Raw genomic sequence first — 25,798 nt, 5'->3', positions numbered from 1 at the left:
AAGTCTTCACAGGGGGGCGGGTCGCGATTGCGGTACGCGGCGCATCGGCCGGAACGTCTGCTCGCTGCGCTTGCGGCCGAGATACGTGTCGAGGCCGATCTGCGCCCCGATCAGCATGTAGATGAACGGCTGGAACGCGATCGCGATGAACGCGGCGCCCAGCAGATAGACGATATGCGCGCTCTGCAACGCGGCGGCGAGCGGTCCGGCCCAGGCGAGTTCGTCGTCGGGATCGCGGTAGCGGCGACGCAGTACCTCCATCCGAACGATGCCGATCAGGTTGATCGCCAGCCAGAGCGCCAGTCCCGGATAGCCCTGTTCGCCGAGCATCTCGAAATAGGCGCTATGATACGCGCGCGCCTTGTCGACCTCGACCTTCGACCCGCCGGTGATCGCGCCACCCTCGGCGGTCTTCAGGTCGTAGCGGATCCGGTTGCCGAGAAAGGCGTTGAACCCGCCGCCGAACGGATGATCCTTCGCATAGTCGATCGTCCATTTCCACACCGCCAGCCGGGTCGAGGCGGATTCGTCCGCCTGATAGGTCTTGATGGTGTTCATCCGGTTGGTGAAGGTCGACGGGAGGAACGGCACGGCGGCAACCCCGAGCGCGGCGATCGCCGCCAGATACAGACCCTTGCGCTTGACCGCGCGCAACGACAGCAGCGCCAGCAGGCCGATGCACAACAGCCCGGTACGGGTCGATGTGCCGACCGGGATCAGCAGGCACGCGAAGACCAGCGCGAGGCAGAAGCCCTTCAGCCGCCAGTCGCGCTTGAAGATCGTGCCATACCCCATGAACCAGAAGATCACCGGGATGATCGCGATCGCGACGGTGCTGATCGTGCTGCCCTCGTATAGGCCGGAATTATTGTCGACCATCAGGTTCAACTGACCATAGCCGCCGCCGCCGCTGGCGATCGTCTTGATCCCGCCGACGATAATGATCGACGAGGCGGACAGGACCATGAAGACCAGCAGCGCCTCGATCCGCAACCGCGTCCGCAGCGTCAGCGGCAGGAACGCGGCGAAGATCAGCGCCTTCCACACCCAGTCCCACTTTTCGAGTGCCTCGACCGGGAAGTCGGCGGCGAGCGTGGTAGCCCAGCAATAGAGCATCAGCACGACGATCAGGATCGACCGCGCACCGACCCGCGTATCGCGCTTGTCGTCGGCGAGCACCCAGCCGCCGACCGCGAGCGCGACCGCGATCAACGAAATCGGGATGGTGTTGAGCAGCAGGTAGGTGAGGCGCTGCGGCGAGACGATATCGATATAGACGTAGACGAGTACCAGCAGGAACGGCCGCCGGAAGCCCATCCCGAAAAACGCCAGCAGGAACGCGATGAAGGCGAGATCACGCACCGGGACGGGTCTTCGTGTCGGGTTTGTCGGGCGTATCGTGTGGGCTCGGCTCGCGATCGAGGTCGGGGCGCTTGAGCAACAGGAACGCGGCGAGCATCATCAGCCCGTGGCTGAGGCCGAGCGCGAGGTTGTCGATCATGATGCGGCCTCCTTCCGGCAACGATGCTAGGACCGACAGCTTTAGGTCGGGTCGGTTGACGCGCCGTTAAGCGATGTGGTGGCAAGCGGATAGCACGATGCGCATTCTTCATATCCTCGATCACGGCCTGCCTTTGCAGAGCGGCTATACGTTCCGCACGCGGGCGATCCTCAAGGCGCAGGAGGGGCTGGGGTGGACCGTCGCGGCGGTGACCGGGCCGCGGCACGGCGACGCGCCGGCGTCGGTCGAGTCGGTCGACGGGTTGACCTTTCATCGCACGCCAGCGGCGCTGACGTCCGGCCCGATCGGCGAGGTCGCTGGGATCGCCGCATTTGCCCGGCGCATCGAGGCCGCGGTCGATGCCTTCAAGCCCGACATCCTCCACGCGCATTCGCCGGTGATCGATGCGCTCGCCGCGCTGATCGTCGCGCGCAAGCGGAAACTGCCGCTGGTGTATGAGATCCGTGCGTTCTGGGAGGATGCGGCGGTCGGCAACGGAACCGGTACGGCGACGTCGCTGCGCTACCGGGCGACGCGCGCGCTCGAGACGTGGGCGGTGCGGCGCGCGGATGCGGTGGCGGTGATCTGCGAGGGTCTGCGCGGCGACCTGGTCGAGCGCGGGATCGCGGCGGACAAGATCATCGTGTCGCCCAATGGCGTCGATCTCGACCTGTTCGGGACCGCCCCGCCACGCGACGATGCGCTCGGCGCGGAACTGGGGCTCGATGGCGCGGACGTGATTGGGTTCATCGGCAGCTTCTACGATTACGAGGGACTGGACGACCTGATCGCGGCGATGCCGATGCTGGTCGCGCGGCGTCCGAGCGCACGCCTGTTGATGGTCGGCGGTGGCCCGATGGAGGCGGCGTTGCGCGCGCAGGCGGGGGCATCGCCGGTGGCGGACGCGATCCGCTTCATCGGCCGCGTCCCGCACGACGCGGTCGAGCGCTATTACGGGCTGGTCGACATCCTCGCCTATCCGCGCAAACGGATGCGGCTGACCGACCTGGTCACGCCGCTGAAACCGCTCGAGGCGATGGCGCAAGGGCGGCTCGTGGCGGCGTCGGACGTTGGCGGTCACCGCGAACTGATCCGCGCCGAGGGCAAGGCGAGCGATACCGGCACACTGTTCGCGCCCGACGATCCCGCCGCGATCGCCGCGGCACTGGGTGCGATGTTCGACGATCGCACGGGTTGGGACGCGCGGCGGGCACAGGGCCGCGCCTTCGTGCAGGCGGAGCGTAACTGGTCGTCAAACATTCTACGCTATGCACCTGTCTATCAGCGGCTCGTTTCAGCCGCGGCACGGGAAAATTGATGGTCGCATTCCTCCGCCAACGCCTGATCCGTTCGGTCCCCGTCTACGGCGCGGTCGTCGGCGCGGTGATCGTCGCGGGCGGCGTCTTCCTGTCGCCGACCACCACCCTCGAAGGCCTGGTTTGGACCACCGGGGTTGCGTCGTTGATCCCGGCCGCCGCACCGCCGCTCGGCATGACGGCGCGCCTGTTGCTGGCCTTGGGCGGTGGCATGCTGGCCGCGGCACTGCTGTGGTCGTCGCTGTTCCTGTTGGTCGGGCCTGGCGGTCTGCTCGTCCGGCGGCCGCGACGCGACGATGATCTGCCCGTGGTTCGTCGCGCCGATGCGCATCCCGACGCACCGCCGCGCAAACCGATGTCGGCCGCCGATCTCGGCACGCCGATGATGGAGGTCGGCGTCGGCGCTGCCCGCAACGAGCGCGGCATTCCGGTCGATCTCGACCTTCCACTGGCGGCGTTCGATCCGACGGCGATCTTGCCTACACCGATGGCGCCGGCTCGACGGGTGTCGTCGCTGATCCATATCTCATTGAACGCGACGGAGGGCGTCACTCCGAGCAGAAGGGCTGTAGCCGGCAGCAGCGATCCTGTGACGACGATCGAGCCGTCGGACGCGCCTGTAGCGAAAGCGCACGCCGATACCGAACTGCCAACGCCGGAGCCGACCGTCGTCGCGCCGGCGACGGCCCCGGCCGAGCCGACCGCGTCCCCCAACGAGGCGGCGCAGCCGCAAACGATCGAGACCTTGTTGCGCCGCCTGGAGCAGGGCGCCAGCCGTCGGCGGCGGCTCGGCGCGCACTGAGGGCTGGGCGTACCCTATATATTCGAAACCGCTTTTTCTATCTGGTGAGCTCTGATACCCAAGCTTCGAAAACATCGAGGAGGGATCATGGCAGCGACTATAGACGAGCTTGCTGACCGATCGGGCGATAGCTCGGGCGTCGTCCCGTCCTCCGAACAGGGCGCATCGCGCTACGCCTGGTATGTGCTGTCGGTCCTGTTCCTGGTCTATGTGCTGAACTTCGTCGACCGGCAGATCATCTCGATCCTGGCGGAGGACATCAAGCGCGACCTGGGGCTGAAGGATCAGGATCTGGGATTCCTGTACGGCACCGCATTCGGCGTGTTCTATTCGCTGTTCGGAATCCCGCTCGGGCGGTTGGCGGACAATTGGCACCGTGTCCGGCTGATGACGATCGGGTTGTCGCTGTGGTCGGTGATGACCGCGCTGTCGGGCTTTTCGAAGACCGGCGGGCATCTTGCCGCCGCGCGGATTGGCGTCGGGATCGGCGAGGCTACCGCTAGTCCTTCGGCGTATTCGATCATCTCCGATTATTTCCCGAAGCGGCTGCGGGCTACCGCGTTGTCGATCTATTCTGCGGGGCTGTACGTCGGCGGCGGCTGTTCGTTGTTCATCGGCGGGCTGATCGTGCAGGGCTGGAACAAGGCCTATCCCGGCGGCGGGCCGCTCGGGCTGGTCGGCTGGCAGGCGGCGTTCATGGCGGTCGGCGTGCCTGGGCTGTTGCTCGCCGTCTGGATCGCGACGTTGAAAGAGCCGATCCGCGGGCTGGTCGAGGGGCTGCCCGAGCCGGAGAAGCATCCGGCGCCGTTTCGCGCGTTCGGGGCCGAACTGGTGACGATCGTGCCGCCGCTGACGTTGATCGGCGCGGCGATGGGGGGAGCGCGGGCGCTCGGGTATAATCTGGTTGCGCTTGCGGCGGTGGTCGCGGCGGTGTCGGGGCTGGTCGCGGCGGGCGAGCCCTGGCCGCAATGGGTGGCGATCGGGATCGGCGTATATGCGGTGTTCTCTTGGGCGTCAGCGCTGAAGCGGCGCGATCCGCCGACCTTCGCGCTGATCGTCGGGACGCCGGCGTTCCTGTGTACGGTCGTGGCGTATGGGCTGAACGCGTTCCTGAGCTATGCGGCGAGTTTCTGGGCGGCGCCCTATGCGTTGCGCGAACTGGGTGCGACGCCGGCGTCGGCGGGGTTCATGATCGGCAGCCTTGGCGCGACCGCTGGGTTCCTGGGGCTGACGATCGGCGGCGTGGTGTCGGATCGGTTGCGGCAGGGTAATCCGGCGGGGCGGTTGTGGGTGGTGATCTTCGGCGCGGTAGTGCCGGTGCCGTTCCTGATCCTCGCCTTCACCGCGTCGTCGCCGGTCGCGTTCTATGCGGGGATCTTCCTGGCGCAGTTGACGGCATCGTGTGCGCTGGGGGCGGCGGCGGCGACCACGCAGGACATGGTGTTGCCGCGGATGCGGGGGACGGCTACGGCGACGTTCTTCATTGGGACGACGCTGATCGGGTTGGCGCTGGGGCCGTATATGGCGGGGCGGGTGTCGACGCTGACCGGGAGCCTGTCGATCGGGATGCTGTCGTTGCTGGTGGTGACGCCGATCACGCTGGCGTGTGCGGTTGCTGCGTACCGGCTGGCGCCTCGGGCCGAGGCTACGCGAGAGGCTAGGGCTCGGGCGGCGGGGGAGACGGTTTAACCGCTCCTGTTGACCCTATCCCGGCCACCCTATTCCGTTCGTGCTGAGCGATGTCGAAGTACCTACGCTTGGGGCATGCCCTTCGACTTCGCTCAGGGCGAACGGGGAGTAGGTAGGTCGGTGCGCAAGAAATGTGCTTCGATACGAGCCCTCGATACGCTTCTTTTAAGTTACTCGGTCTCTACTCAGCACGAACGGACGTTGTGCAGGCGAATGCGCCCCTCCCGACACGTAGGAGGGGCCACGCACTCACCCCGCCTGGAACACCCCGCAGGCGATCCGCCCGCCGCTGTTGCCGGCCGGGTCGGTCATCATGTCGTCGGGACCCGCATGCACCACGAACGCCGAGCCGTCCGTGTCCATCAGCCCCGCCATCGTCGCGCCGGGGATCGTGATGCCGATCGTGCCGCGTCCATCGGTGCCGATGATGAGGTTGGGCAGGTCGCCTTCGTGAGGACCCTGCGGGTTCATGCTGCCGTGCTTCATGCCGGTCGGGTTCCAGTGGCCGCCCGCGGTCGTGAAGTCGGGGGCGTCGCAGCGGCCGACCATATGGATGTGCGCGCCGTGCGTGCCAGGGGGCATCGCCTTGGCGTCGAGCGTGAAGCGGAGGCCGCCCGCGACTTCGGTGGCGGTAGCGCGGCCGACGTCGGTGCCGGTCGCGGTCTGGAGCGTCGCGGTGGCGCGCTGGCCCCCTGCGACTGGTGCGCCGGTCTCCATTCCAGTCTTCTCGCAGGCGGTCAGCCCGATCGTCGCCGCGCCTAGCAGTGCCAGTGTCGCAATCCGCATAGTGTCTCTCCCTGTTGATCTCTTGGCGAACCCTTCGCCGTGCCTCAGGTTCCACCCCCGGTATCGAGCGCCCAGCGCGCGACTGGTTCGTACGTTGCGCCGTCGCGGCCGAGATGGCTCTGGTACAGCACGAGATGGGGTAGCGGGAAGGGCGCGCTCGACAGTGCGGCATGCGTCGCGAGCCAGTCCTCGATCGCGAACCCGACCCCGGCCGACCGCGCCAGCCGCGCGACCGTGATGTGCGGGAGATACGCGCGGTGTTCGGGCGGGAGGCCGGCCCGAACACATGCCTGGTCGACCTTACGGTGAAGCGCGGCGAGCGCGTCGTGCGGCGTCACGCCGGCCCAGAGCGTGTCGGTTCGTCCGCGCTTCTCGAAGCGGCCGACTCCGGTGAGCGCAACGCTCGGGACCGGCGCGACGATCTGGCTCAAAGCGACCGCGACGTCCTCGGCGACCGGTCGTTCGACCTCGCCGATGAAGCGGAGCGTCACGTGCAGCTGTTCCTCGTCCTGCCAGCGCGCGGACGGCACGCCCTCCATAATGTCGAGCAAGCTCTGACGGATAGCGGGTGGCGGGCGAAGGGCGACGAAAAGGCGGATCATGGATTGCGGCAGGTTAACCGCGAACCACCATGCCGATGCAACCACTCTGCTTGAAAAGCGTCCTGTAAAAGACGATATTCACCGTAACCGGCACCATGCCGGACAAAGGAGCTGATTTCACAATGGCTAATTGGTCTGACCCCCGGCCCCGCGCCGCGCCGTTCGGAACGACGGCCACGGGCCAGCGTACCGAGGCCTATGACGCTGGTCTCCGGTCGTACATGCTGTCCGTGTATAACTACATGGGCTCGGCTGTCCTGCTGACGGGCATCGTCGCGATGCTGTTCGCGATGGGCGGCGCAGAGTCGCCTGCTGCACAGGTGTTCATGAGCGGAGGCATCCTGAAGTACGTCATCATGTTCTCGCCGCTCGCGATCGTGTTCGGCATGAGCTACGGCCAGAACAAGATGTCGACCGGCACGATGCAGATGCTCTTCTGGGGCTTTGCCGTCCTGATGGGCTTGTCGATGTCGACCATCTTCCTGGTCTATAGCGGCACGTCGATCGCGGGTGCGTTCTTCGCCACCGCAGCCGGTTTCGCTGGTCTCAGCCTGTACGGCTACACCACCAAGCGCGACCTGTCGGCGTTCGGGACGTTCCTGATCATCGGTGTCGTCGGCCTGCTGGTCGCGAGCCTGATCAACATGTTCCTGCAGTCGGGCGTGATGCAGCTGGTCATCAGCGGCGTCGGCGTGCTGCTGTTCGCGGGCCTCACCGCCTACGACACGCAGCGTACCAAGAGCCTGTATGCGCAGGTTGCCGGCACCGACATGGTCGGCAAGGTCGTAATCATGGCCGCGCTGAGCCTGTACCTCGACTTCATCAACATGTTCATGTTCGTGCTGCGTCTGTTTGGTAGCAGCCGCAACTAACGCCCGCTAAGGGTGTGACGAACGCAGGGCTCGGCGGGACACCGCCGGGCCCTTTTCTTTTGGCCTCGGGACAGGAATGGGACGCGCAATGCGGCTCTCGATCGACGTGCGTCTGGATTACGGGATCACCGGGGACGCCGACGTGCTCCTCCAGATCGAAGCGGCGGCGATGGCCGACCAGACAATCGAGTCCGAATCGCTGACGCTGTGGTCCGACAGTCCGATCCGGGCCGTGCGCGGCGAAGACGGGATCGGCCAGCGTTGTTGGTCGCGCGGGCATGGGCGGTTCACGGCGGAATATAGGGCGATCGTGGCGGTCAAGCGCGAACGCGTCCAGCTCGAGCTGTATCCGGCAACCCCGCCACGGATGCTCGACGGGGAACTGACGCCGTATCTGATGCCGAGCCGCTATTGCCCCTCCGACCGGTTCGAAGGCTTCGTCGCGCGCGAGTTCGGCGGGCTGGAGGGCGGTCCGCTGGCGGCGGCGTTGACCGAATGGGTGTACCAGTCGCTCGATTATCGCTGTGGATCGAGCAGCGGCGAGACGACCGCGCTCGATACCTTCGCATCGCGCTCGGGCGTGTGCCGGGATTATTCGCACCTGCTGGTGTCGCTTGCGCGGGCGGGCGGAATCCCGGCGCGGTGCGTGTCCGCCTATGCGCCGGGTGTCGATCCGCCGGACTTCCATGCGGTCGCGGAGTTGTGGCTGGCGGGCGACTGGCGGCTGATCGATGCGACCAGGATGGCGACGTGCAGCGATATCGCACGGGTCTGCGTAGGGCGCGATGCGACCGATATCGCGTTTATGACGGTGTTCGGGCAGGCGTATCTGTGGGAGCAGACGGTCAAGGTGACACCGCTCGACTCTCCGTCATCCTGACGAAAGTCAGGACCCAGAGCCACAAGCGCTTCCCCCGTTACCGTGGGTCCTGACTTTCGTCAGGATGACGGTTGTGGGCCTGGGCAGGAACGCTCCGCCACTTCGACCGTTGGTCATCGCCAAGATTAAAAAGGGACGTCGCAATGACCGACATAGACAAGAGCGCGCTGGATAGCCTGTCCGTAGCGCCCGACGACAAGGATGCCGAGGGCAAGAGTTCGGGTCGCGATCCGCGCCAGGAAGCGGGCCAGGACAAGTCGATAGGCAAGCGCCTGCAGAAAAACCCCGACAGCGCCGACGCGCGTCTCGACAACGGGCTCGACGAGTCGATGGACGGCAGCGATCCGATTTCGGCGACGCAGCCGGGGTCTGGCACCGAGCCGGCAAAGTCGTCGGGCTATGACGAGGATGCCGAGCGGGCGCTGCGCGAAAAGCAGGCGTAACCCTGGCATCTGCTCAACGAACGGGCGTCGGTCGGCAACGACCGGCGCTTTTTTGTTGCCCAAACGCCTCGCAAGACGATCAAATCGCTTAGTTTCGTTCGGTTCGTCGCAGCCTTGTTGCAGCGCAACAGCTTTCATGGTCGCTTGGTGTTACGGAAAGATGACGCGCGATAGGGTCGTTGTTAACCATCCGAGCGCATAGTCTGCCGGTTCCTTGACGAGAGCGGGGTGACGACATGGCTTCCAGAATGAAACCGGCACAGGGGTCGATGACCCTCGCCGAGATGAAGGAATTCGCGGCTTTTCCGAGCGCTGCGCAGCGCTACATCCGACGGTCTCTGGATGTCGGGCTGGACCGCGACGACGCGACCGAGCGGTGGTCGCGCGATGTCGTCGAGGCGGCAAGCATCCGCGCCCAGGCGAGACTCTACAATGCGCTGCCCGATCTTCGCATCATGGTGCCCGACGACAGCGGTCTCGACGCGATCGAGCCTTTCCTCGCTCCGCTGATGACCCTCGTCGCGTTCGATCTGGGGCAGGGGCGGTTGACAAGCTTTTCCGCGTTGCGCTTCCTGTACGAGCGGCTGATTGGGGCGGAGGTTCGGCCGTGGCTGCCGTCCGCGTTCTGCGCTGCCGCCGCGCTGCCGCATCTGCATCCCGAACTCCGGCGAAAATTGCTCCAGTCGATCAGCGAAGCCGCGGCGACCGCGTCGGGCTGGTCGAACCGTCAACCCGCGTTCTTTCCATATTGGGTGGAGAAGGTCGATTCGGGGACGACGCTGGCAAACTGATCGCAGGTCTAACGACACGCGCGCCAGCCGATCGATCCGCGTTCGGCCTGGTCGAGGTGGAGATGGTCGGCATGTGCGGGATTGTAATCGGGGGATAATGTCGTCGCGAACAGCGTGCATGCGCCGTCGCGTACGTCGTGGAGAAACGCCGCTTTCGCCGTGTCGCCCCGCCAATCGCGCGCGATCGTGATGCGCGTGCCGTTGCTGAGCCGAAACCCCGCGATGTCGACGGCGTCCGCGGTCGAATGCTCGCTCCAGCCGGTCGCGCCGCTGCCCAAGATGCGGCGGCAACTATAGCTGCCGAGATGATCGATCCGCGCGACTTGGGCGCCAAAATGCCGCTGTGCGGCAGGCTGCACGACATTCCACTCCCACATCGCTAGCGCCGCCGCGACCGGGCAGGATAGGCGCAATCCCGCCGGGATGAACGCGATCCGCCGAACATTGCCATCTGCCGTGCGGGGATCTTCGACTAGGCGAACCCCATTGGCATAGCCGCATCGGTCCCCATCCCGACGGGGCGGCAGGACCGCATAGGACACGCCGGCCTGGTCGAGGAGCGCCCGGCACGCCGGAAAATCTCGGGTCAGCGCCGTCAGCTTGCCGCCGGTGAAAGCGCCGATCGGTTGGCCGAGATCGAGCGGGGTCCACGGCAGATCCTCCGGTCGCCCACGCAGATTGGCCCACAGCACGAGGCTGAGCGCGACCAGCAATGCGAGCCCCGTAAGCCCGCCGATCGTGCGACGAAGCGCGCGCATGCGATCAGCCGCGGACCGCGTCGCTGAGCCGCTCCACGGTCACGGGATAGCCGAGATCGTCGGGAATGCAGAGATGATCGACGCCGTCGCGCGTCTCGATCCACGGCGTGATCGTGCGAACCGGGTGCCTCCGCGCCTGCGCAATTGCCGCCTCGACATCGGCGAATTGCGCCAGCCGTTCGAGATTGCGACGAGTCGGGAAGATGATCGTGGTCCGGCCTGCATCGGCGTCCGCCAACACGTCGGCGGCGGTGGACCAAAACAGGCGGACATTCTCTGTTGCGTCGACGCGGGGTGCGGGCGCACCGGCTGGCAGGCGGGAAAAATAGAAGCGCGTGTCGAAGATCCGCACGGCGGCGTGCGCGGGCAGCCATCGCGCGAAATACTCGAGCGCATCGACGTCGACCCGCGTCTCCTCCTCCGCTAGCACCTGCGCGAAGGGGAACCCCGCGTGCAAGGCGGCCCTGAGCGTCGCGAGCGTCGATGCCGATGGTGCCGGCGACAGGCCGATCGCCAGTCCGACTTCCTCGATTGTCTCGCGGATCGCGGCGATCCGCGCGGCAGTATCGGCGTCGGGACGCCCCAGCAACCTCGCCAGCGCATGATCGCCGGGATCGACCCGCCCGCCCGGAAACACGAGCGCGCCGCCCGCGAACGCCATCGCCTTCGCGCGCTCGACCATCAGGATCTGGGGTGGCCCTACCAATGCTTCGCGGAACACGATCAACGTCGCTGCAGGGATCGGGGGCGTCGGGTTTGATTCGCGCATGGCCCGCGATACCTCGCGAACGGCCGGTCCGGTAGCGCATGCGCAAAGTTGGCCGATCGGTCTCGATCGGCGGGGTTCAGGACACCGAAGGCTCGAACGTTTGTAAATCTCGGGCGGATCTACGCTCAGCCGGGGCGCCCCTAGCGTTGGCGGAGCCACAGCCGATAGCCCGAGCCGGTTCGGTCGAGCTTTGATTTAGGGACGCAGCGGGCGTCACGCGAAGGAGAAAGTGACGGTCAGTCTCTGGCATACAATCTGTCGTCGGTTTCGGTCATCGAGGGCGAAGTGCCGCGGTGCTTTTCCTCACCACGAGTTCGTGATGGAGCGTGACTTGCTGCGGAGGGCCGTCGACGCCGCGCAGGATGTCGACGAGCAGTTCGACCGTGCGGCGCCCGATCATGCCCTTGGGCTGGGCGATGGTGGTCAGCGGCGGCTGGAAGTAGCGCGCGAGCGGCAGGTCGTCGAAGCCGATGACCGAGACGTCATTCGGGCAGGATAGACCCGCGTCGCTGATCACGCTGAGCGCGCCCATCGCCATCTCGTCGCTGAAGCAGAAGATCGCGGTTACGTCCTGCGCGAGCAGATCGCGGGTCTGGTCGACCGCCGACCCGGCGGAATAGTCGCCGATGCGGACGTGCAGGCTGTCGCGCAGGTCCGCGCGGGTTGCAGCATCGATCGCGCCGGCGAGGCGGTCGCGGCTGATCGGGCTGATCTCCGGGCCGGTGACGACGCCGATCCTGCGGTGGCCGAGGCGGATCAGATGCTCGATCGCGTCGGCGCTCGCTGCCGCGTTGTCGATATGGACGCTGGGGACGCCGAGATCGGGGCTGTATTCGCAGCCGTTGACGATCGGCGCAGCGGTCCCCTTACGCGCCAGCAGCGGGGCAAGGCTGGCGGGCAGGCGGTGGCCGAGGAAGATCAGCCCGTCGACTTCGCGGCGCGAGAGCATATCGGCGTACTGATCCTCGACGTCTGGATCGTGCCGCGTGTCGCCGACGACGACCGAATACCCCGCGTCTCGCGCCGCCTCCTCCGCGCCGCGGATGACGCTGGCGAAGAACGCGTTCGAGATGTCGGGGACGGTCAGCAGGATCTTTGCCGCGCGCAACGTGCGCAGGCTGCGCGCGGCGACATTGGGCGCGTACCCCGACTCGCGGACGACCGCGAGCACCCGCCGCCGCGTTTCCTCGGACACCTGTTCGGGGCGGCTCAGCACGCGCGACACGGTGGCGGTGGAGACGCCCGCGAGTGCGGCCACTTCGATGATCGTCGGCATCGGTTCGTCATGGATCCGGTTTGGGGCAGTGTCGATATATATATATATCCGATGTAATCCTTTACATTCGTTTCACGCCTCCGTAGCCTCGTGTCCGACAAGCAGGAAAACTGCGATCGGAGAGGTGGCGAATGGCCGTGACGAACGATGGATTTCAGGCCGCGCCCGCCGTCGGTGGGATGCTGACCGGCCGCCTGAGCGCGATGATGTTCATGCAGTTCTTCGTCTGGGGCGCCTGGACCGTAACCCTCGGCCTCGTCATGCAGACGGTCGGCATCGGCAACCTCATCGGCAACGCCTTTTCGGTCGGCCCGATCGCGTCGATCGTCGGCTCGTTCCTGCTCGGCATGGCGGCGGCGCGCTACGTCGCCCCGCGGATGCTGATGGTGATCCTGCACCTGATCGGCGGCGTGCTGCTGTTCCTGCTCCCGGCGCTGGTCACACCCGAGAATGGCCGGACCTTCGTCTGGCTGCTGCTCTGCTACATGATCCTCTACATGCCGACGGTCGGCCTCGCGAACACAATCGCGCTGAAGAGCTTCGGCGAGCGGACCGACAAGTTCCCGTTCGTCCGCGCGTTTGGCACGCTCGGCTGGATCACCGCCGGGCTGATCATCGGCTGGGCAGGGCTGTCCGCAAGCCCCGAGATCTTCCGCGTTGCGGCGGTCGTCTCGATCGCGCTGGGCCTCTACAGTTTCACGTTGCCGAATGTGACGGCAGACGCGCCGCGCGACGAGAGCGTGCTTCGCCAGGTGTTGTGCGTCGAGGCGTTCGGGTTGCTCAAGCAGCGCTCGTTCCTGATCTTCATGACCTGCGCGACGCTGATCTCGATCCCGCTGGCGATGTATTACGCCTATGCCTCGCCCTATGTCGGCGCGACCGGGATCAGCAACGTCGGCGGCACGCTCGCGATCGGGCAGATGTCCGAGCTGGTGTTCATGTTCTCGATGCCGTGGCTGTACCGCCGGTTCGGCGTGAAGCCGTTGCTGCTGGTCGGCATGGCGGCATGGGCGCTGCGGTATGCGCTGTTCGCGATCGGCGATGGCGGTTCGTCGATCTGGGCGGTGTATCTCGGCGTCGCGCTGCACGGCGTATGCTATGATTTCTTCTTCGTCGCCGGCGCGATCTACACCGGCACGATCGCCACGCCGAAGGGTGTGAACGCGCAGGCGCAGGGCATGCTGACGCTGTTCACCTACGGCGTCGGGATGCTGCTCGGGTCGCAGATCGGCGCGCTCTTGTACGCGCAGCTGCCCGCATCGCCGACCATCGCCGACTGGCAGCATATGTGGTGGTATCCCGCCATCGCGGCCGCGGTGATCGCGCTGCTGTTCCAGTTCACCTTCCGCGACGACACCAGAAAGAGTGCAGCATGACCGGTATGAAGGGCCCCGGGATATTCCTCGCCCAGTTCCTTGGCGACGAAGCCCCTTTCGACACGCTAGACGGTCTGGCGGAATGGGCGGCGGGGCTCGGCTATGTCGGCGTCCAGATCCCCTGCAACGCGCAACTGATCGACCTTAAGCTCGCCGCCGAGAGCAAGACCTATTGCGACGACCTTCGCGGTAGCCTTGCCAAGCGCGGCATCGAGGTCACCGAACTGTCGACGCATCTGCAAGGCCAGCTGGTCGCGGTTCACCCGGCGTACGACACGCTGTTCGACGGCTTCGCGCCCCCCGAGGTCCACGGCAAGCCCGCCGAGCGCCAGCTCTGGGCGGTCGAACAGGTCAAGCTCGCCGCGCGCGCCAGCGCCAATCTGGGCCTGTCCGCGCACGCCACCTTCTCCGGCGCACTGGCATGGCCGTACGTGTATCCGTGGCCGCAACGTCCCGCCGGACTGATCGAGGAAGCGTTCGCCGAACTCGCGCGGCGCTGGACTCCGATCCTCGACGTGTTCGAAGAGGTGGGCGTCGATTGCGCGTTCGAGGTCCATCCAGGCGAGGACGTCCATGACGGCGCGACCTGGGAGCGGTTCCTGGCGGCCGTCGACAACCATTCGCGCGCGCGCCTTCTGTTCGATCCGTCGCATTTCGTGTTGCAGCAGCTCGACTATCTCGACTTCATCGACCGCTATCACGACCGGATCTCGTGCTTTCACGTCAAGGATGCCGAGTTCAACCCGAACGGGCGGACCGGCGTCTATGGCGGCTACGAGAACTGGGTCGACCGCGCCGGCCGGTTCCGCTCGCTCGGCGACGGGCAGGTCGATTTCTCGTCCATCTTCAGCAAGATGGCGCAATATGGCTATGACGGTTGGGCAGTACTCGAATGGGAGTGCGCGCTGAAGCGGTCCGACGACGGCGCCCGCGAAGGCGCGCCGTTCATCCGCGACCACATCATCCGCCTGACCGAACGCCCGTTCGACGATTTCGCCGCCAGCGGCATCGATCGCAGCGCGATTCGCAAGCTGCTCGGACTGTCCGAGGGGCAGGTATGAGCCGGCTTCGTCTCGGCATGGTCGGCGGCGGGGAGGGGGCCTTTATCGGCGCCGTCCACCGGATGGCGGCGGCGCTCGACGGCGACTGGGACCTGGTGGCGGGGGCGTTCAGCACCGATGGTGGGCGCAACACGCGCACCGGCGCGCTGCTCGGCCTGGATCCGCAACGGGTCTATCCATCGATCGATGCACTGATCGCGCACGAAGTTACGCTGCCCGCGGACCAGCGCATCGACGCGCTCGCGGTCGTTACGCCGAACCATCTCCACGCGCCGATGGCGATCGCCGCACTCGATGCTGGCTTCCACGTCTTCTGCGAAAAGCCGATGGCGATGAGCGTCGTCGAGGCCGAGGCAATCGCCGCCGCCGCCAAGGTCAGCGGCCGCCACTTCGCGCTGGCGTTCACCTATAGCGGCTACCCGATGATCGAAGAGGCGCGCGCACGGATAGAACGCGGCGATCTTGGTACGATCCGGTTGGTCCAGGTCGAATACCTGCAAGGCTGGCTCAGCCAACCGATCGATACTGGCGGCAACAAGCAGGCCGAATGGCGCACCGATCCCGCCCGCGCGGGACTCGGCGGCTGTCTCGGCGACATCGGCACGCATGCGTTCCAGCTCGCCGAGCATGTCTCCGGCCTGTCGGTGCAATCGGTCTCGGCGGACCTCACGACGCATGTCGAGGGCCGGCGGCTCGACGACGATGTCAGCGCGCTGCTCCGGTTCGAGGGCGGCGCGCGAGGCGTGCTCAAGGCGAGCCAGGTCGCGGCGGGCGAGGAGAACGGGTTGCGACTGCGCATCCACGGCGAACGCGGCGGGCTGGACTGGTCGCAGATGGAGCCCAACACGCTGACGCTGCGCTGGCTCGACCGCCCCGCGGAGAGCGTGCGGACCGGCGGTCCGGGCATGCTCGACGCCACCGCCACGCTGGTGCGGACTCCGGCGGGGCATCCCGAGGGCTATATCGAGGCCTTCGCCAACCTCTACCGCGCATTCGCCTCAGCGATCCGCGGCGATGGCAACGACCGTTGGTTTCCGGGCGTGGTCGATGGCCTGCGGACGATGCGCTTCATCGAAGCGGTGATCGCCAACGCTGCGTCGGACCAGAAATGGACTTCAGTAAATCCGGGAGAGAATGAATGAAGTTGCTCATGGCCCTGGTCGCGGGGAGCATCGCGGCGGTTGCGGCGGTCACCATATCCGTGCCGACCACGGCACAGTCGACCGTGGCCTCGCCGCCAGCGTTCGCCGCCTGCCGCGCCTGTCATACCGTCGTTAAGGGCGGCCGCAACGGCATCGGCCCGAACCTGTACGGCGTGGTCGGCCGCGCTGCCGCGGCAACGCCCGGCTTCAATTACTCTGCCGCGATGAAGGCGTCGAAACTGCGCTGGGACGAGCAGACGCTCAACGAATATCTCGCGGCCCCTCAGAAGAAGGTGCCAGGCACGCGGATGCCGATTGCGACGCCCGATGCCGCCAAGCGCGCGGCGATCATCGCGTACCTCAAGGCGGAGGGCGCGAAATGATGGTGATAGTCGCATGACGCTCTCCCGCAGAAATCTGCTCGGGGCTGGGCTCGCGGCAGGCGCCGCCGCATCGCTTGTCCCCGGCATGGCCGCCGGGCAACGCCGCAGCTCGAACGCCGCGCGCTTTTCGCTCGGCTACGCCCCCCACGAGGGCAGCTTCGCCAGCCGCGGCGGACGGATCGAGCAGATCGCCTACGCCGCCGATCAGGGCTTCACCGCTTGGGAGGACAACGAGGCGGCGACGCGGTCGGTGGCCGAGCAGGAGCAGATGGCCAAGGCGCTGGCGCAGCGCGGCATGACGATGGGCGTGTTCGTCGCCAGCATGCCCAAATGGTCCCAGTCGCGGCCGTTGCTCGGCGCCAATGACGGCGCCGAGCGCGAGGCGTTTCTCACCGACATCCGCGCGTCGCTCGACGTCGCCAAGCGGCTGAATGCGACGCGGATGACCGTCGTCACCGGGTTCATGGACCCGAAGGTTCCGGTGGATATCCAGACCGCCCGCGTCATCGACGTGATGCGCCGCGCGGGCGATATCGTCGCGCCATCGGGCGTGGCGATGGTGATGGAGCCGCTCAACACGCGGACCAACCATCCCGGCGTCTACATGCAGACGATCTCGCAGGGCTATGCGGTCTCGCGCGGCGCCAACAGCCCGGCGGTGAAGATTCTCGCCGACCTGTATCACGAGCAGATCCAGTCGGGGAATCTGATCCCGACGCTGGCGACCTGCTGGAGCGAGATCGGCTATATCCAGTTCGGCGACAATCCGGGCCGCAACGAGCCCTCGACTGGCGAGATCAACTTCGCCTCGGTCGTGAAGTGGCTGAAGGCGCAACGCTACACCGGCGTGATCGGCATGGAACACGGCAATTCGATCGCAGGCCGCGCAGGCGAAGATCGCCTGATCGCTGCCTATCGCGAGATCGACGCAGCATGAAGGGGATGGGGATGAAGACGGTGCTATTGGCGAGCATCATCGTGGCGCTGGCGGGGCCGGTCGCGGCACAGGACAAGCCCGGCTTCAAGGACACGCCGATGCTGCCCGGCGGCCAGTGGCGCGTCCACGACGCCGACCGCCCCGCACCGACCGTGGTCGCGCCGGCCGCCACCCCCGGCGGTGCGCCCGCCGACGCGGTCGTGCTGTTCGACGGCCGCTCGCTCGACGCGTGGAAGCCCGATCGCATCGCATGGCCGATCGCAAACGGTGCGCTGACGATCCCCTCGCGCGCGAAAAGCGGCGGCGAGAACAACCTCGTCTCGAAGCAGAGTTTTGGCGACGTGCAGATGCACCTCGAATTCCGCTCGCCCAACCCGCCGACGAAAAGCTCGCAGGATCGCGGCAACAGCGGCATCTGGTTCATGCAGCGCTACGAACTGCAGATCCTCGATGGCTCGCAGAATCCGACCTACGCCGATGGCACCGTCGGCGCGGTCTATGGCTGGAAGCCGCCACTGGTGAACGCCGCGCGGCGTCCCGGCGAGTGGCAGACCTACGACATCGTGTTCGAGCGGCCCCGCTTCGCCGCCGACGGCAGCCTGCTCCGCCCTGCTTACGTCACCGCGTTGCTCAACGGCGTGCTCGTCCAGAATCACCAGGCGATGCTCGGCACCACGATCTGGCGCAAGGTGGCCAGCTACACCGCGCACGCCGATGCCGCACCGATCCAGCTCCAGGATCACGATTCACCGGTGTCGTTCCGCAACATCTGGGTCCGCCCGCTGACCGAAGCGGCGATCGCGCAGGACCTTGGAAAGGACGGTAAATGATCGACCGCAGAACTGCCCTCGCTGGCGTCGTCGCAATGTTCGGCACGGCTTTGTATGCGCCGATCGCACGCGCCGCCGGGATCGCGGCAACACCGGGCGCCGCGGCCGGCATCCCTGTCATCAGCGAAGGCCCGCCCAGCGCCGCGGTCTTCACCGCCCCCCAGCGCGCACTCATGACCGCGCTCAGCGAACGCGTGCTGCCGACCACCGATACGCCAGGGGCGATCGCCGCAGGGGTCCCGGCCTATATCGAAAAGCTGCTCGCCGACTGGGCCGCACCCGTCGACCGCGTCCCGATCCTTGCCGGGCTCGACGCGATCGAGGCGCGCAGCCTCAAGGAGTACAGGGTCCCCGCCGCCAAGGCGACTGCGGCACAGCACGACGCGCTCCTCACGCTGGCGATGAACGACCAGATCCCGTCCGGCGGCGTCTTCTTCGAGGCGTTCCGCCAGCTCGTCATCACCGGTTACTACACGTCGGAAATCGGCATGACGCAGGAGCGCGAATATCTGCCGGTGCCGGGCGAGTATAACGGCGCATTCCCCTATTCTCAGGTCAACAAGGTGTATTCCGCATGATCCTCAGCCGTAGAAACCTGCTTGCCGGCTCCGGCGCGGTCGCCGCGCTCGCATTCGTGCCGACCGCCTCCGCGGCACAGTTGAAGGCGATCGGCCTGCAACTCTACACGATCCGCGACATCTTCTCGAAGGACCCCGTCGGTACACTCGGGCAGGTTGCCAAGATCGGCTACCGCGAGGTCGAGTTCGGCGGTGGCGGCTATGACGGCATGGATCACGCGATGCTGCGCCGGACGATGGACAAGCTCGGCCTGACCGCGCCGTCGGTGCATATCGGCTATGACGCGCTGCTCCAGCGGTTCGACCAGTCGGTGACGATGGCCAAGACGCTCGGCGCCACCACGGTCGTGCTGCCGTACATGACCGACGAGCATCGTAACGAGGCGGGCTGGACCGCGGCGCTGCCGAACTTCAACCGGTTCGCGACCGACCTGAAGAAGGCCGGGCTGGGTTTCGCCTATCACAACCACGATTTCGAGTTCACCACCAAGCCGGGCGGCGTCAGCCTCTACGATCGGCTGCTCAAGGAAACCGACCCCACGCTCGTGAAGCTCGAGCTCGATCTCTACTGGGCGCTGCACGCTGGTGAAAACCTGGCGACTCTGATCGAGCGCTTGTCGCAGCGGATCTACGCCTACCACGTCAAGGACATGCGTCCCGATCGGAGCATGACCGCGGTCGGGCAGGGCACGATCGATTTTGCCGCGCTGTTCAAGCTGAAGGGCAGCGCCGGCGTCCGGCATTTCTACGTCGAGAACGACGAGGCCCCCGCGCCCTATCTGCCCGACATCACCACGAGTTTCCGGACGTTGCGCGCGCTTCGTTTCTGACCGACCGCGCTTCTGACCGGCAGCGTTTCTAATTGGGTGCGTTTCTAAGTAGTAGGAGAGGAAGATCATGGCCGAGACCAACAGGTTCGACGCGATCGTCATAGGGTCTGGCGTAAGTGGTGGCTTTGCCGCCAAGGAATTGACCGAGAAGGGCCTGCGCGTCCTGATGCTCGACCGAGGCAAGATGGTAGAGCATGGCGAGGGCTACACCTATGACGGCAAGCCCGCCTACGAGGTGCCCGCGCGCAACATCATGCCCAAGGCGTTGATGGAGAGCGATTATTTCATCGGCAAGCATGGCTATGTCCAGCCCAGCAACCGCGAGTTCCACAATGACGACCGGCTGAACCCTTATGCTTATGACGAAGGCAGCAAGTTCTACTGGATCCGGCCGGGCGCGGTCGGCGGCAAGTCGCTGATCTGGGGCCGCTGGTGCTTCCGCTGGAGCCCTGAGGATTTCGAGGCAAACAAGCGCGACGGCATCGATGGCGATTGGCCGATCCGCTATGACGATGTCGCGCCGTGGTACAGCTATGTCGAGAAATACATCGGCGTATCGGGCTCGCGCGAGAACCTCGCGCATCTCCCCGACAGCGAATTTCAGCCGCCGATGCCGATGAACGTCGCCGAGAAATGGCTGAAGCAAGGTCTCGAAACCAAATTCCCGGGCCGGAAGCTGATCAACACGCGGCTGTCCAACATGACCGAGGACAAGCCCGACCAGAACCGGACCAAGTGCCAGTTCCGCAACCAGTGCGGCAATGGCTGTTCGTTCGGCGCCTATTTCTCGACCCAGGCAGTGACGTTGCCGGCCGCACGCGCTACCGGACGGTTGACGCTCAAATCGGACTCGGTCGTCACCAACCTTGTCTACGACGCGGCGCGGAAAAAGGTTACCGGCGTCCGCTACATCGATGCGAAGACCGGCCAGGCGGAGACGGCCAACGCCGATCTTGTCTTCCTCTGCGCCTCGGCGATCGCATCCACGCAGATCCTGCTCAACTCGCGCGCGCCGGGCAGCGACCGCAGCTATTTCGACGATAGCGGCACGCTCGGGCGCTATGTGATGGACCACATCTTCCGCGTCGGGATCGAGGGCGACATCCCCGGCATGGAGGAGTTCATCGAATTCGGTCGCCGTCCGGGCGGCGTCTACGTGCCCCGCTTTCGCAATATCGGCGGCGACGAGGGTGTCGGCTTCAAGCGTGGCTATGGTTATCAGGGCAGCGCCTATCGCAACCCCGCCGCGCCGGTCGGCTTTGGCGCATCTATGAAACAGGGCATGCGCAAATACGCGCCGTGGCGGTTCAGCATGGGCGCGTTCGGCGAATGTCTGCCCTATGCCGACAACAAGGTTTCGCTGCATGCGAACAAGGTCGACCGGTACGGCGTCCCCCTGATGCGCTTCGACGTCCGCTTCCGCGAGAACGAACTGAAGATGATGACCGACGCACGGACGCAGGGCGAGGCGATGCTGAAGGCGGCGGGCCTGACCAACGTCAAGAGTTCGGAAAGCGAGCACGTCCCCGGCGACGCGATCCACGAGATGGGTGGCGCCCGCATGGGTCGAGACCCGCGCACCTCGGTGCTCAACGAATGGAGCCAGGCACACGCCGCGTCAAACCTCTATGTGACCGACGGGGCACAGATGGCCTCGATCGCCTGTGTGAACCCGTCGCTGACGTTCATGGCGCTGACCGCCCGCGCTGCGGATCATGCGGTTCGCCAGAAAAAATTGAACGCCTAGCGATGGTGGGTTACGCAGCTGACCGGAAAATAGGCGGACCGGCATGCGTTATGCTGCGGAAGTCTTGGCCCGCTAATTATATACTTTGGGATGTTGAACGATGGCGCATATTCCAGCGCTACGTGTTCTCAAGAACAGCTGGTGACCCCTACGAGAATCGAACTCGTGCTTACGCCGTGAGAGGGCGTCGTCCTAACCGCTAGACGAAGGGGCCGTTAGCAGATGCGGGCGTCTACGGAATGGGGCGGCAGGCGTCAAGACACCTGCCGACTTTTCGTGCGACGCCCACCTGTTTTGTTACACACCCGTTTTATCAGGCAGCGGCCTTCTTGCGCTCGGCCATTTCCTCGTTGAGCATCTCGGCCAGTAGGAAGGCCAGCTCCAGGCTCTGGCTGGCGTTGAGGCGGGGGTCGCAATGGGTGTGATAGCGGTCGGCTAGCGACTGCTCGGTCACGTCGATCGCGCCGCCGGTGCATTCGGTCACGTTCTGCCCGGTCATCTCGGCATGGATGCCGCCGGCGTGCGTGCCTTCCGCGCGGTGGACCGCGAAAAAGCCGCGGACTTCTGCGAGAATGCGATCGAACGGCCGCGTCTTGTAGCCATTGGCGGCCTTGACGACGTTGCCGTGCATCGGGTCGCAGCTCCACACCACCGGATGGCCCTCGCGCGTGACGGCACGGACCAGACGGGGCAGGTTCGCCTCGATCTTGTCATAGCCATAGCGCGTGATCAGCGTCATCCGGCCAGGGATGCGGCCGGGGTTGAGCGTGTCGAGCATCCGCAGCAACGCATCGGGCTCAAGACTCGGGCCGCACTTGATGCCGATCGGGTTGCCGATGCCGCGCAGGTATTCGACGTGGCTGGAGCCCTCGAAACGCGTGCGATCGCCGATCCACAGGAAGTGCGCGCTGGTGTCGTACCAGTCGCCGGTCAGCGAATCCTGCCGGGTCAGTGCCTGCTCGTACTGGAGCAGCAACGCCTCGTGGCTGGTGTAGAAATGCGTCTGCGCGAGCTGCGGCACGGTCTCGGGATCGATCCCGCAGGCGGCCATGAACTCGAGCGCCTCGCCGATCCGGTCAGCGGTCTCGGCGTATTTCCTCGACCAAGGGCTGCGACCCATGAAGTCGTGGGTCCAGCGGTGGACCTGATGCAGGTTCGCGTAGCCGCCTTGCGCAAAGGCGCGGAGCAGGTTGAGCGTCGCCGCCGACTGCGAATAGGCGCGGATCATCCGCTGCGGATCTGGCGCACGCGATTCCGCGGTGAAGGCGATGTCGTTGACGTTGTCGCCGCGGTACGACGGCAGCTCGACGCCGCCGATCGTCTCGGTGTCGGTCGAGCGCGGCTTGGCGAACTGACCCGCCATGCGGCCGAGCTTCACGACCGGCAGCTTCGACGCGTAGGTGAGCACGACGGCCATCTGGAGGATGACGCGGAACGTGTCGCGGATGTTGTTCGCGCTATGCTCCGCGAAGCTCTCGGCGCAGTCGCCACCCTGGAGCAGGAATGCCTTGCCGGCGGCGACTTCGGCGAGCTGCGCGGTCAGGTTGCGCGCTTCGCCGGCGAAGACGAGCGGCGGAAACGTGGCCAGCTGGTCGGTCGCGGCGGTCAGCGCTGCGGCGTCGGGATAGGTGGGGAGCTGTCGTGCTTCGTGACGCGTCCAGCTGTCGGGGGCCCAGTTCGCGGCCATATCATGTCGTCCGATCGATGAATTGTGGGGCTGGCCATGCGGGAAAATGCCTTTTCGCGCAATGAAGTAAAGCTTTGGGGCGGGTGTGGCGGCTCGTTCAATAACCCGCGTCGAGGTCGGCGACGTTCTTCATCGGGCGGCCGGCGAGGAACGCAGCGAGGTTTTCGAGAAACAGTGTCGCGCCGCGCGCGAACATCGTTGTCTGGCTGCGACCGGACAGATGCATCGTGATGATCGCGTTGGGCGTCGACCAGAGCGGGTGCTCGGGGGGCAGGGGTTCGGGATTGGTCGGGTCGAGAACCGCACCGGCAATGCCGCCGTCGGTGAGTGCGGCGATCAGCGCATCGTCGTCGATCATGTCGCCGCGGGCGATATTGATCAGCCATGCGGACGGTTTCATCGCCGCGAGTTCGTCGCGGCCGATCATCGCGTGCGTGGCGCCGGTCGAGGGGGCGGCCAGGATGATCCAGTCGAAGTCTCCGAGCCGATCGCGCCACGCGTCGGGTGTGAGCGTGCCGCCGCGGCCGGTGCGCGTGACGCCGGTGACGTCGACGCCGAACGCGCTCAGGCGATCGCCGATCATCTTGCCGATCGTGCCGTAGCCGATGACGAGGGCCTTGGTGCCGGCGAGTTCGATCTTGCCGGGCGCGTCCTTCAGCCATTCGTGGCGGTCCTGCGCGCGAACGACGGTGTCGAAGCGCTTGGCGGCGACGAGCACGGCCATCACGGCGTATTCGGCGACCGCGACGGCGTTGATGCCCGCACCGTTGGTCAGCGTGACGCCGTTCTCGCGCAGCGTGCCGAGCGGGAACGCGTCGAGCCCGGCGTAGATCGTCGAGACCCATCTGAGGGTCGGCCCGGCGTGGCGGATCGCATCGGCGACGAGCTCGGCCGGCTGCATGTCGACCCAGGCGATGTCCGCATCGGCGATCATTGCGTTCGCCTCGGCGGGCTTGGTGAACCAGACGATGTCGAGGTCCGCGGGGAGGTGCGGTTCGAGGAGCGGGCGGGCGGCGGCGGGGAGGACGGCTTTCATGTGCAGAGCATCGGCGCGCGGCGGGGCATGTCAAGTTGTGCCGGGGCTAGCGAGGGGGTGGATCGGTCCGCGTGTTTCACTGTGTTACCATCCTCCCGTTATGATCCGTCATCCCCGCGCAGGCGGGGATCCATATGCTGACGATACGCGATCTAGTCGTGAGGCTTGCCAGTATGGGTTCCCGCCTCCGCGGGAATGACGACCGAAACGCTTACGCCACCGCGATCTTCCAGTCCCAGCCGAGCGGGTCGCCGTCCATCACCTCGACTCCGGCGGCGGCGAGTTCGTCGCGGATCGCATCCGACCGTCCGAAATCCTTCGCGGCGCGGGCGTCGCGGCGATCCGACAGTTGCGCGGCAATGGTCTCTTCGTCGATTGCCGCCGTTACCGGGCGGATCCGCAGGTCCTCGCGGCTGATCGTCGCGAGATCGAGTCCCAGCACGGCGTCGAAATCGTCCAGCGCGGCGATCCGGTCCGCCGGCGCGACTCGCTTGTCCGCTAGCAGTTCGTCGAGGATCGGCAGCGCGCGAGGAGTTGCGAGATCGTCCGACACGGCCTCTTCCAGCCGATCGGCATAGGCATGCGCGCTGCCCGACGGACCGCCGGGCTCGCGGGCACGCAATGTCTCGACCGCCTGCACCATCCGCTTCAGGCGGATCGCTGCCGCCGCGAGGTTCTCCCAGGAGAACTCAAGCTCGCTGCGATAGTGCGCCTGGAGGCACATCAACCGGTAGGCGAGGGGGTGGAAGCCGCGGTCGATGATAGTCTGCATCGTCGTGAACTGGCCGGTCGACTTCGACATCTTGCCCGCGCGTTCAACCAGGAAGTTGTTGTGCATCCAGACGCTCGCACCGGTATCGGCGCACTCGCAATGCGCCTGGTTCTGCGCGATCTCGTTGGGATGGTGAATCTCGCGGTGATCGATCCCGCCGGTGTGGATGTCGAAATGCGCGCCGAGGTAATGCTTGCTCATCACCGAGCATTCGAGATGCCAGCCCGGCGCGCCGCGGCCCCAGGGTGAATCCCATTCCATCTGGCGGTTCTCGCCCGGAGTCGAGGTGCGCCAGATCGCGAAGTCCTGCGGGTTGCGCTTGCCGGCGACGGGTTCGATTCGGCTTTCGATGTCGTCGTTCCCGGCACGTGCGAGGCGGCCATAGTCCGGGACCGTCGCCACATCGAAATACAGCCCGCTGTCGAGCATATAGCAGTGCTTCGGTGCGATCTGTTCGGCGAACGCGATCATCTCGGCGATATGATCCGTCGCGACCGCCCAGCGTGCTGGCGAAACGATGTTGAGGCGCGCGACATCGCGCTTGAACACGTCGGTATAATAGGCCGCGATCTCCCAGATCGAACGTCCTTGTGCGGCGGCGGCCTTCTCCATCTTGTCGTCGCCGACATCGGCGTCGGACGTCAGGTGCCCGACATCGGTGATGTTGATGATGTGAGTCGTCGGCCATCCCTTCCACCGCAGCACGCGGCCCAGCGTGTCGGCGAACAGGAAGGCACGCATGTTGCCGATATGCTGGTAATTATAGACGGTCGGCCCGCAGGTGTAGAGCCCGACATCGGTCGGGTCGATCGGCTGGAACGTCTCGAGCTGGCGCGTGAGGCTGTTATACAGGGTCAGGGGAATGCGGGTCATGCGGCTGCTCTTAGCGATGCATTGGTCCTGCCGCAAAGCCGGCAAAGTGGCGTGTCGACGT

At 66.0% G+C, this 25,798-nt stretch carries 26 protein-coding genes and 1 tRNA gene; 16 read left to right on the top strand and 11 right to left on the bottom strand.

The features are described 5' to 3' along the window. Positions 1 to 6: 6 nt before the first annotated feature. Together C8J44_RS08490 and C8J44_RS18435 are read right to left on the bottom strand one after the other, a co-directional pair. Positions 7 to 1,362, bottom strand: a complete 1,356-nt coding sequence (locus tag C8J44_RS08490; RefSeq protein ID WP_121904171.1) for a putative O-glycosylation ligase, exosortase A system-associated — start codon at positions 1,360 to 1,362, stop codon at positions 7 to 9. Further along, positions 1,355 to 1,501, bottom strand: coding sequence for a hypothetical protein (locus C8J44_RS18435; protein ID WP_183128742.1), 147 nt, complete (start codon positions 1,499 to 1,501; stop codon positions 1,355 to 1,357). The genes C8J44_RS08490 and C8J44_RS18435 overlap by 8 nt, the downstream gene beginning before the upstream one ends. A gap of 97 nt (positions 1,502 to 1,598) precedes the next feature. On the opposite strand from C8J44_RS18435, the gene C8J44_RS08485 reads away from it, so the two are divergent. The 3 genes from C8J44_RS08485 to C8J44_RS08475 all read left to right on the top strand — a co-directional run bounded on the left by C8J44_RS08485 (position 1,599) and on the right by C8J44_RS08475 (position 5,308). After that, positions 1,599 to 2,819 carry a TIGR04063 family PEP-CTERM/XrtA system glycosyltransferase gene (locus tag C8J44_RS08485; protein ID WP_121904650.1) on the top strand — a complete coding sequence of 407 codons (1,221 nt, stop codon included), beginning with the start codon at positions 1,599 to 1,601 and terminating at the stop codon, positions 2,817 to 2,819. Continuing rightward, entirely contained in the window at positions 2,819 to 3,619 is an 801-nt protein-coding gene (locus C8J44_RS08480) for a hypothetical protein (protein ID WP_121904170.1), read from the top strand. Before C8J44_RS08485 ends, C8J44_RS08480 begins: the two co-directional genes overlap by 1 nt. A gap of 87 nt (positions 3,620 to 3,706) precedes the next feature. Further along, positions 3,707 to 5,308: an MFS transporter gene (locus tag C8J44_RS08475; protein ID WP_121904169.1), complete on the top strand. Its 1,602-nt coding sequence runs from the start codon at positions 3,707 to 3,709 to the stop codon at positions 5,306 to 5,308. Between the two features lie 249 nt (positions 5,309 to 5,557). Here the strand turns inward: C8J44_RS08475 and C8J44_RS08470 are convergent, their stop codons facing one another. After that, positions 5,558 to 6,094, bottom strand: coding sequence for a superoxide dismutase family protein (locus tag C8J44_RS08470; protein ID WP_056065335.1), 537 nt, complete (start codon positions 6,092 to 6,094; stop codon positions 5,558 to 5,560). A gap of 44 nt (positions 6,095 to 6,138) precedes the next feature. Beyond that, positions 6,139 to 6,696 (bottom strand): RNA 2',3'-cyclic phosphodiesterase, encoded by a 558-nt coding sequence (thpR, locus tag C8J44_RS08465; RefSeq protein WP_121904168.1) that lies wholly within the window; start codon positions 6,694 to 6,696, stop codon positions 6,139 to 6,141. A 122-nt stretch (positions 6,697 to 6,818) separates the two neighbouring features. On the opposite strand from thpR, the gene C8J44_RS08460 reads away from it, so the two are divergent. From C8J44_RS08460 to C8J44_RS08445, 4 genes are all read left to right on the top strand, one after another. Beyond that, positions 6,819 to 7,568, top strand: a complete 750-nt coding sequence (locus C8J44_RS08460; protein ID WP_121904167.1) for a Bax inhibitor-1/YccA family protein — start codon at positions 6,819 to 6,821, stop codon at positions 7,566 to 7,568. A gap of 88 nt (positions 7,569 to 7,656) precedes the next feature. Beyond that, complete coding sequence (locus C8J44_RS08455) at positions 7,657 to 8,448, top strand: transglutaminase family protein (RefSeq protein ID WP_121904166.1); 792 nt, start codon at positions 7,657 to 7,659, stop codon at positions 8,446 to 8,448. Between the two features lie 143 nt (positions 8,449 to 8,591). Then, positions 8,592 to 8,891 carry a hypothetical protein gene (locus C8J44_RS08450; RefSeq protein WP_056051272.1) on the top strand — a complete coding sequence of 100 codons (300 nt, stop codon included), beginning with the start codon at positions 8,592 to 8,594 and terminating at the stop codon, positions 8,889 to 8,891. A gap of 236 nt (positions 8,892 to 9,127) precedes the next feature. Further along, complete coding sequence (locus C8J44_RS08445) at positions 9,128 to 9,682, top strand: hypothetical protein (protein ID WP_121904165.1); 555 nt, start codon at positions 9,128 to 9,130, stop codon at positions 9,680 to 9,682. Between the two features lie 8 nt (positions 9,683 to 9,690). Here the strand turns inward: C8J44_RS08445 and C8J44_RS08440 are convergent, their stop codons facing one another. The 3 genes from C8J44_RS08440 to C8J44_RS08430 form a co-directional block, all read right to left on the bottom strand. Continuing rightward, complete coding sequence (locus C8J44_RS08440) at positions 9,691 to 10,440, bottom strand: extensin family protein (protein ID WP_121904164.1); 750 nt, start codon at positions 10,438 to 10,440, stop codon at positions 9,691 to 9,693. Between the two features lie 4 nt (positions 10,441 to 10,444). Further along, positions 10,445 to 11,209 (bottom strand): NUDIX domain-containing protein, encoded by a 765-nt coding sequence (locus tag C8J44_RS08435; RefSeq protein ID WP_121904163.1) that lies wholly within the window; start codon positions 11,207 to 11,209, stop codon positions 10,445 to 10,447. Positions 11,210 to 11,480: 271 nt separating this feature from the next. After that, entirely contained in the window at positions 11,481 to 12,485 is a 1,005-nt protein-coding gene (locus tag C8J44_RS08430; protein WP_121904162.1) for a LacI family DNA-binding transcriptional regulator, read from the bottom strand. A gap of 131 nt (positions 12,486 to 12,616) precedes the next feature. Here C8J44_RS08430 and C8J44_RS08425 point away from each other — a divergent pair, with 131 nt between their 5' ends. The 9 genes from C8J44_RS08425 to C8J44_RS08385 all read left to right on the top strand — a co-directional run bounded on the left by C8J44_RS08425 (position 12,617) and on the right by C8J44_RS08385 (position 21,369). Further along, positions 12,617 to 13,861 carry an MFS transporter gene (locus tag C8J44_RS08425; RefSeq protein ID WP_121904161.1) on the top strand — a complete coding sequence of 415 codons (1,245 nt, stop codon included), beginning with the start codon at positions 12,617 to 12,619 and terminating at the stop codon, positions 13,859 to 13,861. Beyond that, the gene (locus C8J44_RS08420) at positions 13,858 to 14,922 is read left to right on the top strand and encodes a sugar phosphate isomerase/epimerase (protein ID WP_121904160.1); all 1,065 of its coding nucleotides are present in this window, start codon (positions 13,858 to 13,860) and stop codon (positions 14,920 to 14,922) included. Before C8J44_RS08425 ends, C8J44_RS08420 begins: the two co-directional genes overlap by 4 nt. Continuing rightward, a complete protein-coding gene (locus C8J44_RS08415) occupies positions 14,919 to 16,064 on the top strand; it encodes a Gfo/Idh/MocA family protein (protein WP_220683101.1) in 1,146 nt (381 codons plus the stop codon). Before C8J44_RS08420 ends, C8J44_RS08415 begins: the two co-directional genes overlap by 4 nt. Next, complete coding sequence (locus C8J44_RS08410; RefSeq protein WP_121904159.1) at positions 16,061 to 16,447, top strand: cytochrome c family protein; 387 nt, start codon at positions 16,061 to 16,063, stop codon at positions 16,445 to 16,447. The genes C8J44_RS08415 and C8J44_RS08410 overlap by 4 nt, the downstream gene beginning before the upstream one ends. A 13-nt stretch (positions 16,448 to 16,460) precedes the next feature. Further along, complete coding sequence (locus C8J44_RS08405) at positions 16,461 to 17,384, top strand: hydroxypyruvate isomerase family protein (protein WP_121904158.1); 924 nt, start codon at positions 16,461 to 16,463, stop codon at positions 17,382 to 17,384. A gap of 11 nt (positions 17,385 to 17,395) precedes the next feature. Beyond that, positions 17,396 to 18,214, top strand: coding sequence for a DUF1080 domain-containing protein (locus C8J44_RS08400; RefSeq protein ID WP_259466781.1), 819 nt, complete (start codon positions 17,396 to 17,398; stop codon positions 18,212 to 18,214). Then, positions 18,211 to 18,792: a gluconate 2-dehydrogenase subunit 3 family protein gene (locus C8J44_RS08395; protein ID WP_121904157.1), complete on the top strand. Its 582-nt coding sequence runs from the start codon at positions 18,211 to 18,213 to the stop codon at positions 18,790 to 18,792. The genes C8J44_RS08400 and C8J44_RS08395 overlap by 4 nt, the downstream gene beginning before the upstream one ends. Further along, complete coding sequence (locus tag C8J44_RS08390; protein ID WP_121904156.1) at positions 18,789 to 19,622, top strand: sugar phosphate isomerase/epimerase; 834 nt, start codon at positions 18,789 to 18,791, stop codon at positions 19,620 to 19,622. Before C8J44_RS08395 ends, C8J44_RS08390 begins: the two co-directional genes overlap by 4 nt. A 67-nt stretch (positions 19,623 to 19,689) precedes the next feature. Continuing rightward, positions 19,690 to 21,369 carry a GMC family oxidoreductase gene (locus C8J44_RS08385; protein ID WP_121904155.1) on the top strand — a complete coding sequence of 560 codons (1,680 nt, stop codon included), beginning with the start codon at positions 19,690 to 19,692 and terminating at the stop codon, positions 21,367 to 21,369. Positions 21,370 to 21,508: 139 nt separating this feature from the next. Here the strand turns inward: C8J44_RS08385 and C8J44_RS08380 are convergent. The 4 genes from C8J44_RS08380 to cysS all read right to left on the bottom strand — a co-directional run bounded on the left by C8J44_RS08380 (position 21,509) and on the right by cysS (position 25,737). Next, positions 21,509 to 21,583 (bottom strand) — tRNA-Glu (locus tag C8J44_RS08380). A 99-nt stretch (positions 21,584 to 21,682) separates the two neighbouring features. Beyond that, complete coding sequence (locus C8J44_RS08375) at positions 21,683 to 23,056, bottom strand: class II 3-deoxy-7-phosphoheptulonate synthase (RefSeq protein ID WP_121904154.1); 1,374 nt, start codon at positions 23,054 to 23,056, stop codon at positions 21,683 to 21,685. Positions 23,057 to 23,153: 97 nt separating this feature from the next. Then, positions 23,154 to 24,092, bottom strand: coding sequence for a D-2-hydroxyacid dehydrogenase (locus C8J44_RS08370; protein WP_121904153.1), 939 nt, complete (start codon positions 24,090 to 24,092; stop codon positions 23,154 to 23,156). Between the two features lie 211 nt (positions 24,093 to 24,303). Then, the gene (cysS, locus tag C8J44_RS08365) at positions 24,304 to 25,737 is read right to left on the bottom strand and encodes a cysteine--tRNA ligase (protein WP_121904152.1); all 1,434 of its coding nucleotides are present in this window, start codon (positions 25,735 to 25,737) and stop codon (positions 24,304 to 24,306) included. Positions 25,738 to 25,798: the final 61 nt, after the last annotated feature.

The sequence above is a fragment of the Sphingomonas sp. PP-CE-3A-406 genome (assembly GCF_003688625.1).
Taxonomy (GTDB): Bacteria; Pseudomonadota; Alphaproteobacteria; order Sphingomonadales; family Sphingomonadaceae; genus Sphingomonas.
The sequence above is the reverse complement of the archived record's forward strand: the minus strand, read 5'-3'. Positions and strand labels throughout refer to the sequence as shown.

Coding starts and splice junctions, on each gene's coding strand:
- C8J44_RS08385 (WP_121904155.1), top strand. CDS start 19,690: ATGGCCGAGACCAACAGGTTCGACGCGATCGTCATAGGGTCTGGCGTA.
- C8J44_RS08405 (WP_121904158.1), top strand. CDS start 16,461: ATGACGCTCTCCCGCAGAAATCTGCTCGGGGCTGGGCTCGCGGCAGGC.
- C8J44_RS08435 (WP_121904163.1), bottom strand. CDS start 11,209: ATGCGCGAATCAAACCCGACGCCCCCGATCCCTGCAGCGACGTTGATC.
- C8J44_RS08390 (WP_121904156.1), top strand. CDS start 18,789: ATGATCCTCAGCCGTAGAAACCTGCTTGCCGGCTCCGGCGCGGTCGCC.
- C8J44_RS18435 (WP_183128742.1), bottom strand. CDS start 1,501: ATGATCGACAACCTCGCGCTCGGCCTCAGCCACGGGCTGATGATGCTC.
- C8J44_RS08395 (WP_121904157.1), top strand. CDS start 18,211: ATGATCGACCGCAGAACTGCCCTCGCTGGCGTCGTCGCAATGTTCGGC.
- C8J44_RS08430 (WP_121904162.1), bottom strand. CDS start 12,485: ATGCCGACGATCATCGAAGTGGCCGCACTCGCGGGCGTCTCCACCGCC.
- C8J44_RS08425 (WP_121904161.1), top strand. CDS start 12,617: ATGGCCGTGACGAACGATGGATTTCAGGCCGCGCCCGCCGTCGGTGGG.
- C8J44_RS08450 (WP_056051272.1), top strand. CDS start 8,592: ATGACCGACATAGACAAGAGCGCGCTGGATAGCCTGTCCGTAGCGCCC.
- C8J44_RS08400 (WP_259466781.1), top strand. CDS start 17,396: ATGAAGACGGTGCTATTGGCGAGCATCATCGTGGCGCTGGCGGGGCCG.
- C8J44_RS08480 (WP_121904170.1), top strand. CDS start 2,819: ATGGTCGCATTCCTCCGCCAACGCCTGATCCGTTCGGTCCCCGTCTAC.
- C8J44_RS08485 (WP_121904650.1), top strand. CDS start 1,599: ATGCGCATTCTTCATATCCTCGATCACGGCCTGCCTTTGCAGAGCGGC.
- C8J44_RS08445 (WP_121904165.1), top strand. CDS start 9,128: ATGGCTTCCAGAATGAAACCGGCACAGGGGTCGATGACCCTCGCCGAG.
- C8J44_RS08415 (WP_220683101.1), top strand. CDS start 14,919: ATGAGCCGGCTTCGTCTCGGCATGGTCGGCGGCGGGGAGGGGGCCTTT.
- C8J44_RS08375 (WP_121904154.1), bottom strand. CDS start 23,056: ATGGCCGCGAACTGGGCCCCCGACAGCTGGACGCGTCACGAAGCACGA.
- C8J44_RS08410 (WP_121904159.1), top strand. CDS start 16,061: ATGAAGTTGCTCATGGCCCTGGTCGCGGGGAGCATCGCGGCGGTTGCG.
- thpR (WP_121904168.1), bottom strand. CDS start 6,696: ATGATCCGCCTTTTCGTCGCCCTTCGCCCGCCACCCGCTATCCGTCAG.
- C8J44_RS08460 (WP_121904167.1), top strand. CDS start 6,819: ATGGCTAATTGGTCTGACCCCCGGCCCCGCGCCGCGCCGTTCGGAACG.
- C8J44_RS08475 (WP_121904169.1), top strand. CDS start 3,707: ATGGCAGCGACTATAGACGAGCTTGCTGACCGATCGGGCGATAGCTCG.
- C8J44_RS08455 (WP_121904166.1), top strand. CDS start 7,657: ATGCGGCTCTCGATCGACGTGCGTCTGGATTACGGGATCACCGGGGAC.
- cysS (WP_121904152.1), bottom strand. CDS start 25,737: ATGACCCGCATTCCCCTGACCCTGTATAACAGCCTCACGCGCCAGCTC.
- C8J44_RS08440 (WP_121904164.1), bottom strand. CDS start 10,440: ATGCGCGCGCTTCGTCGCACGATCGGCGGGCTTACGGGGCTCGCATTG.
- C8J44_RS08470 (WP_056065335.1), bottom strand. CDS start 6,094: ATGCGGATTGCGACACTGGCACTGCTAGGCGCGGCGACGATCGGGCTG.
- C8J44_RS08420 (WP_121904160.1), top strand. CDS start 13,858: ATGACCGGTATGAAGGGCCCCGGGATATTCCTCGCCCAGTTCCTTGGC.
- C8J44_RS08370 (WP_121904153.1), bottom strand. CDS start 24,092: ATGAAAGCCGTCCTCCCCGCCGCCGCCCGCCCGCTCCTCGAACCGCAC.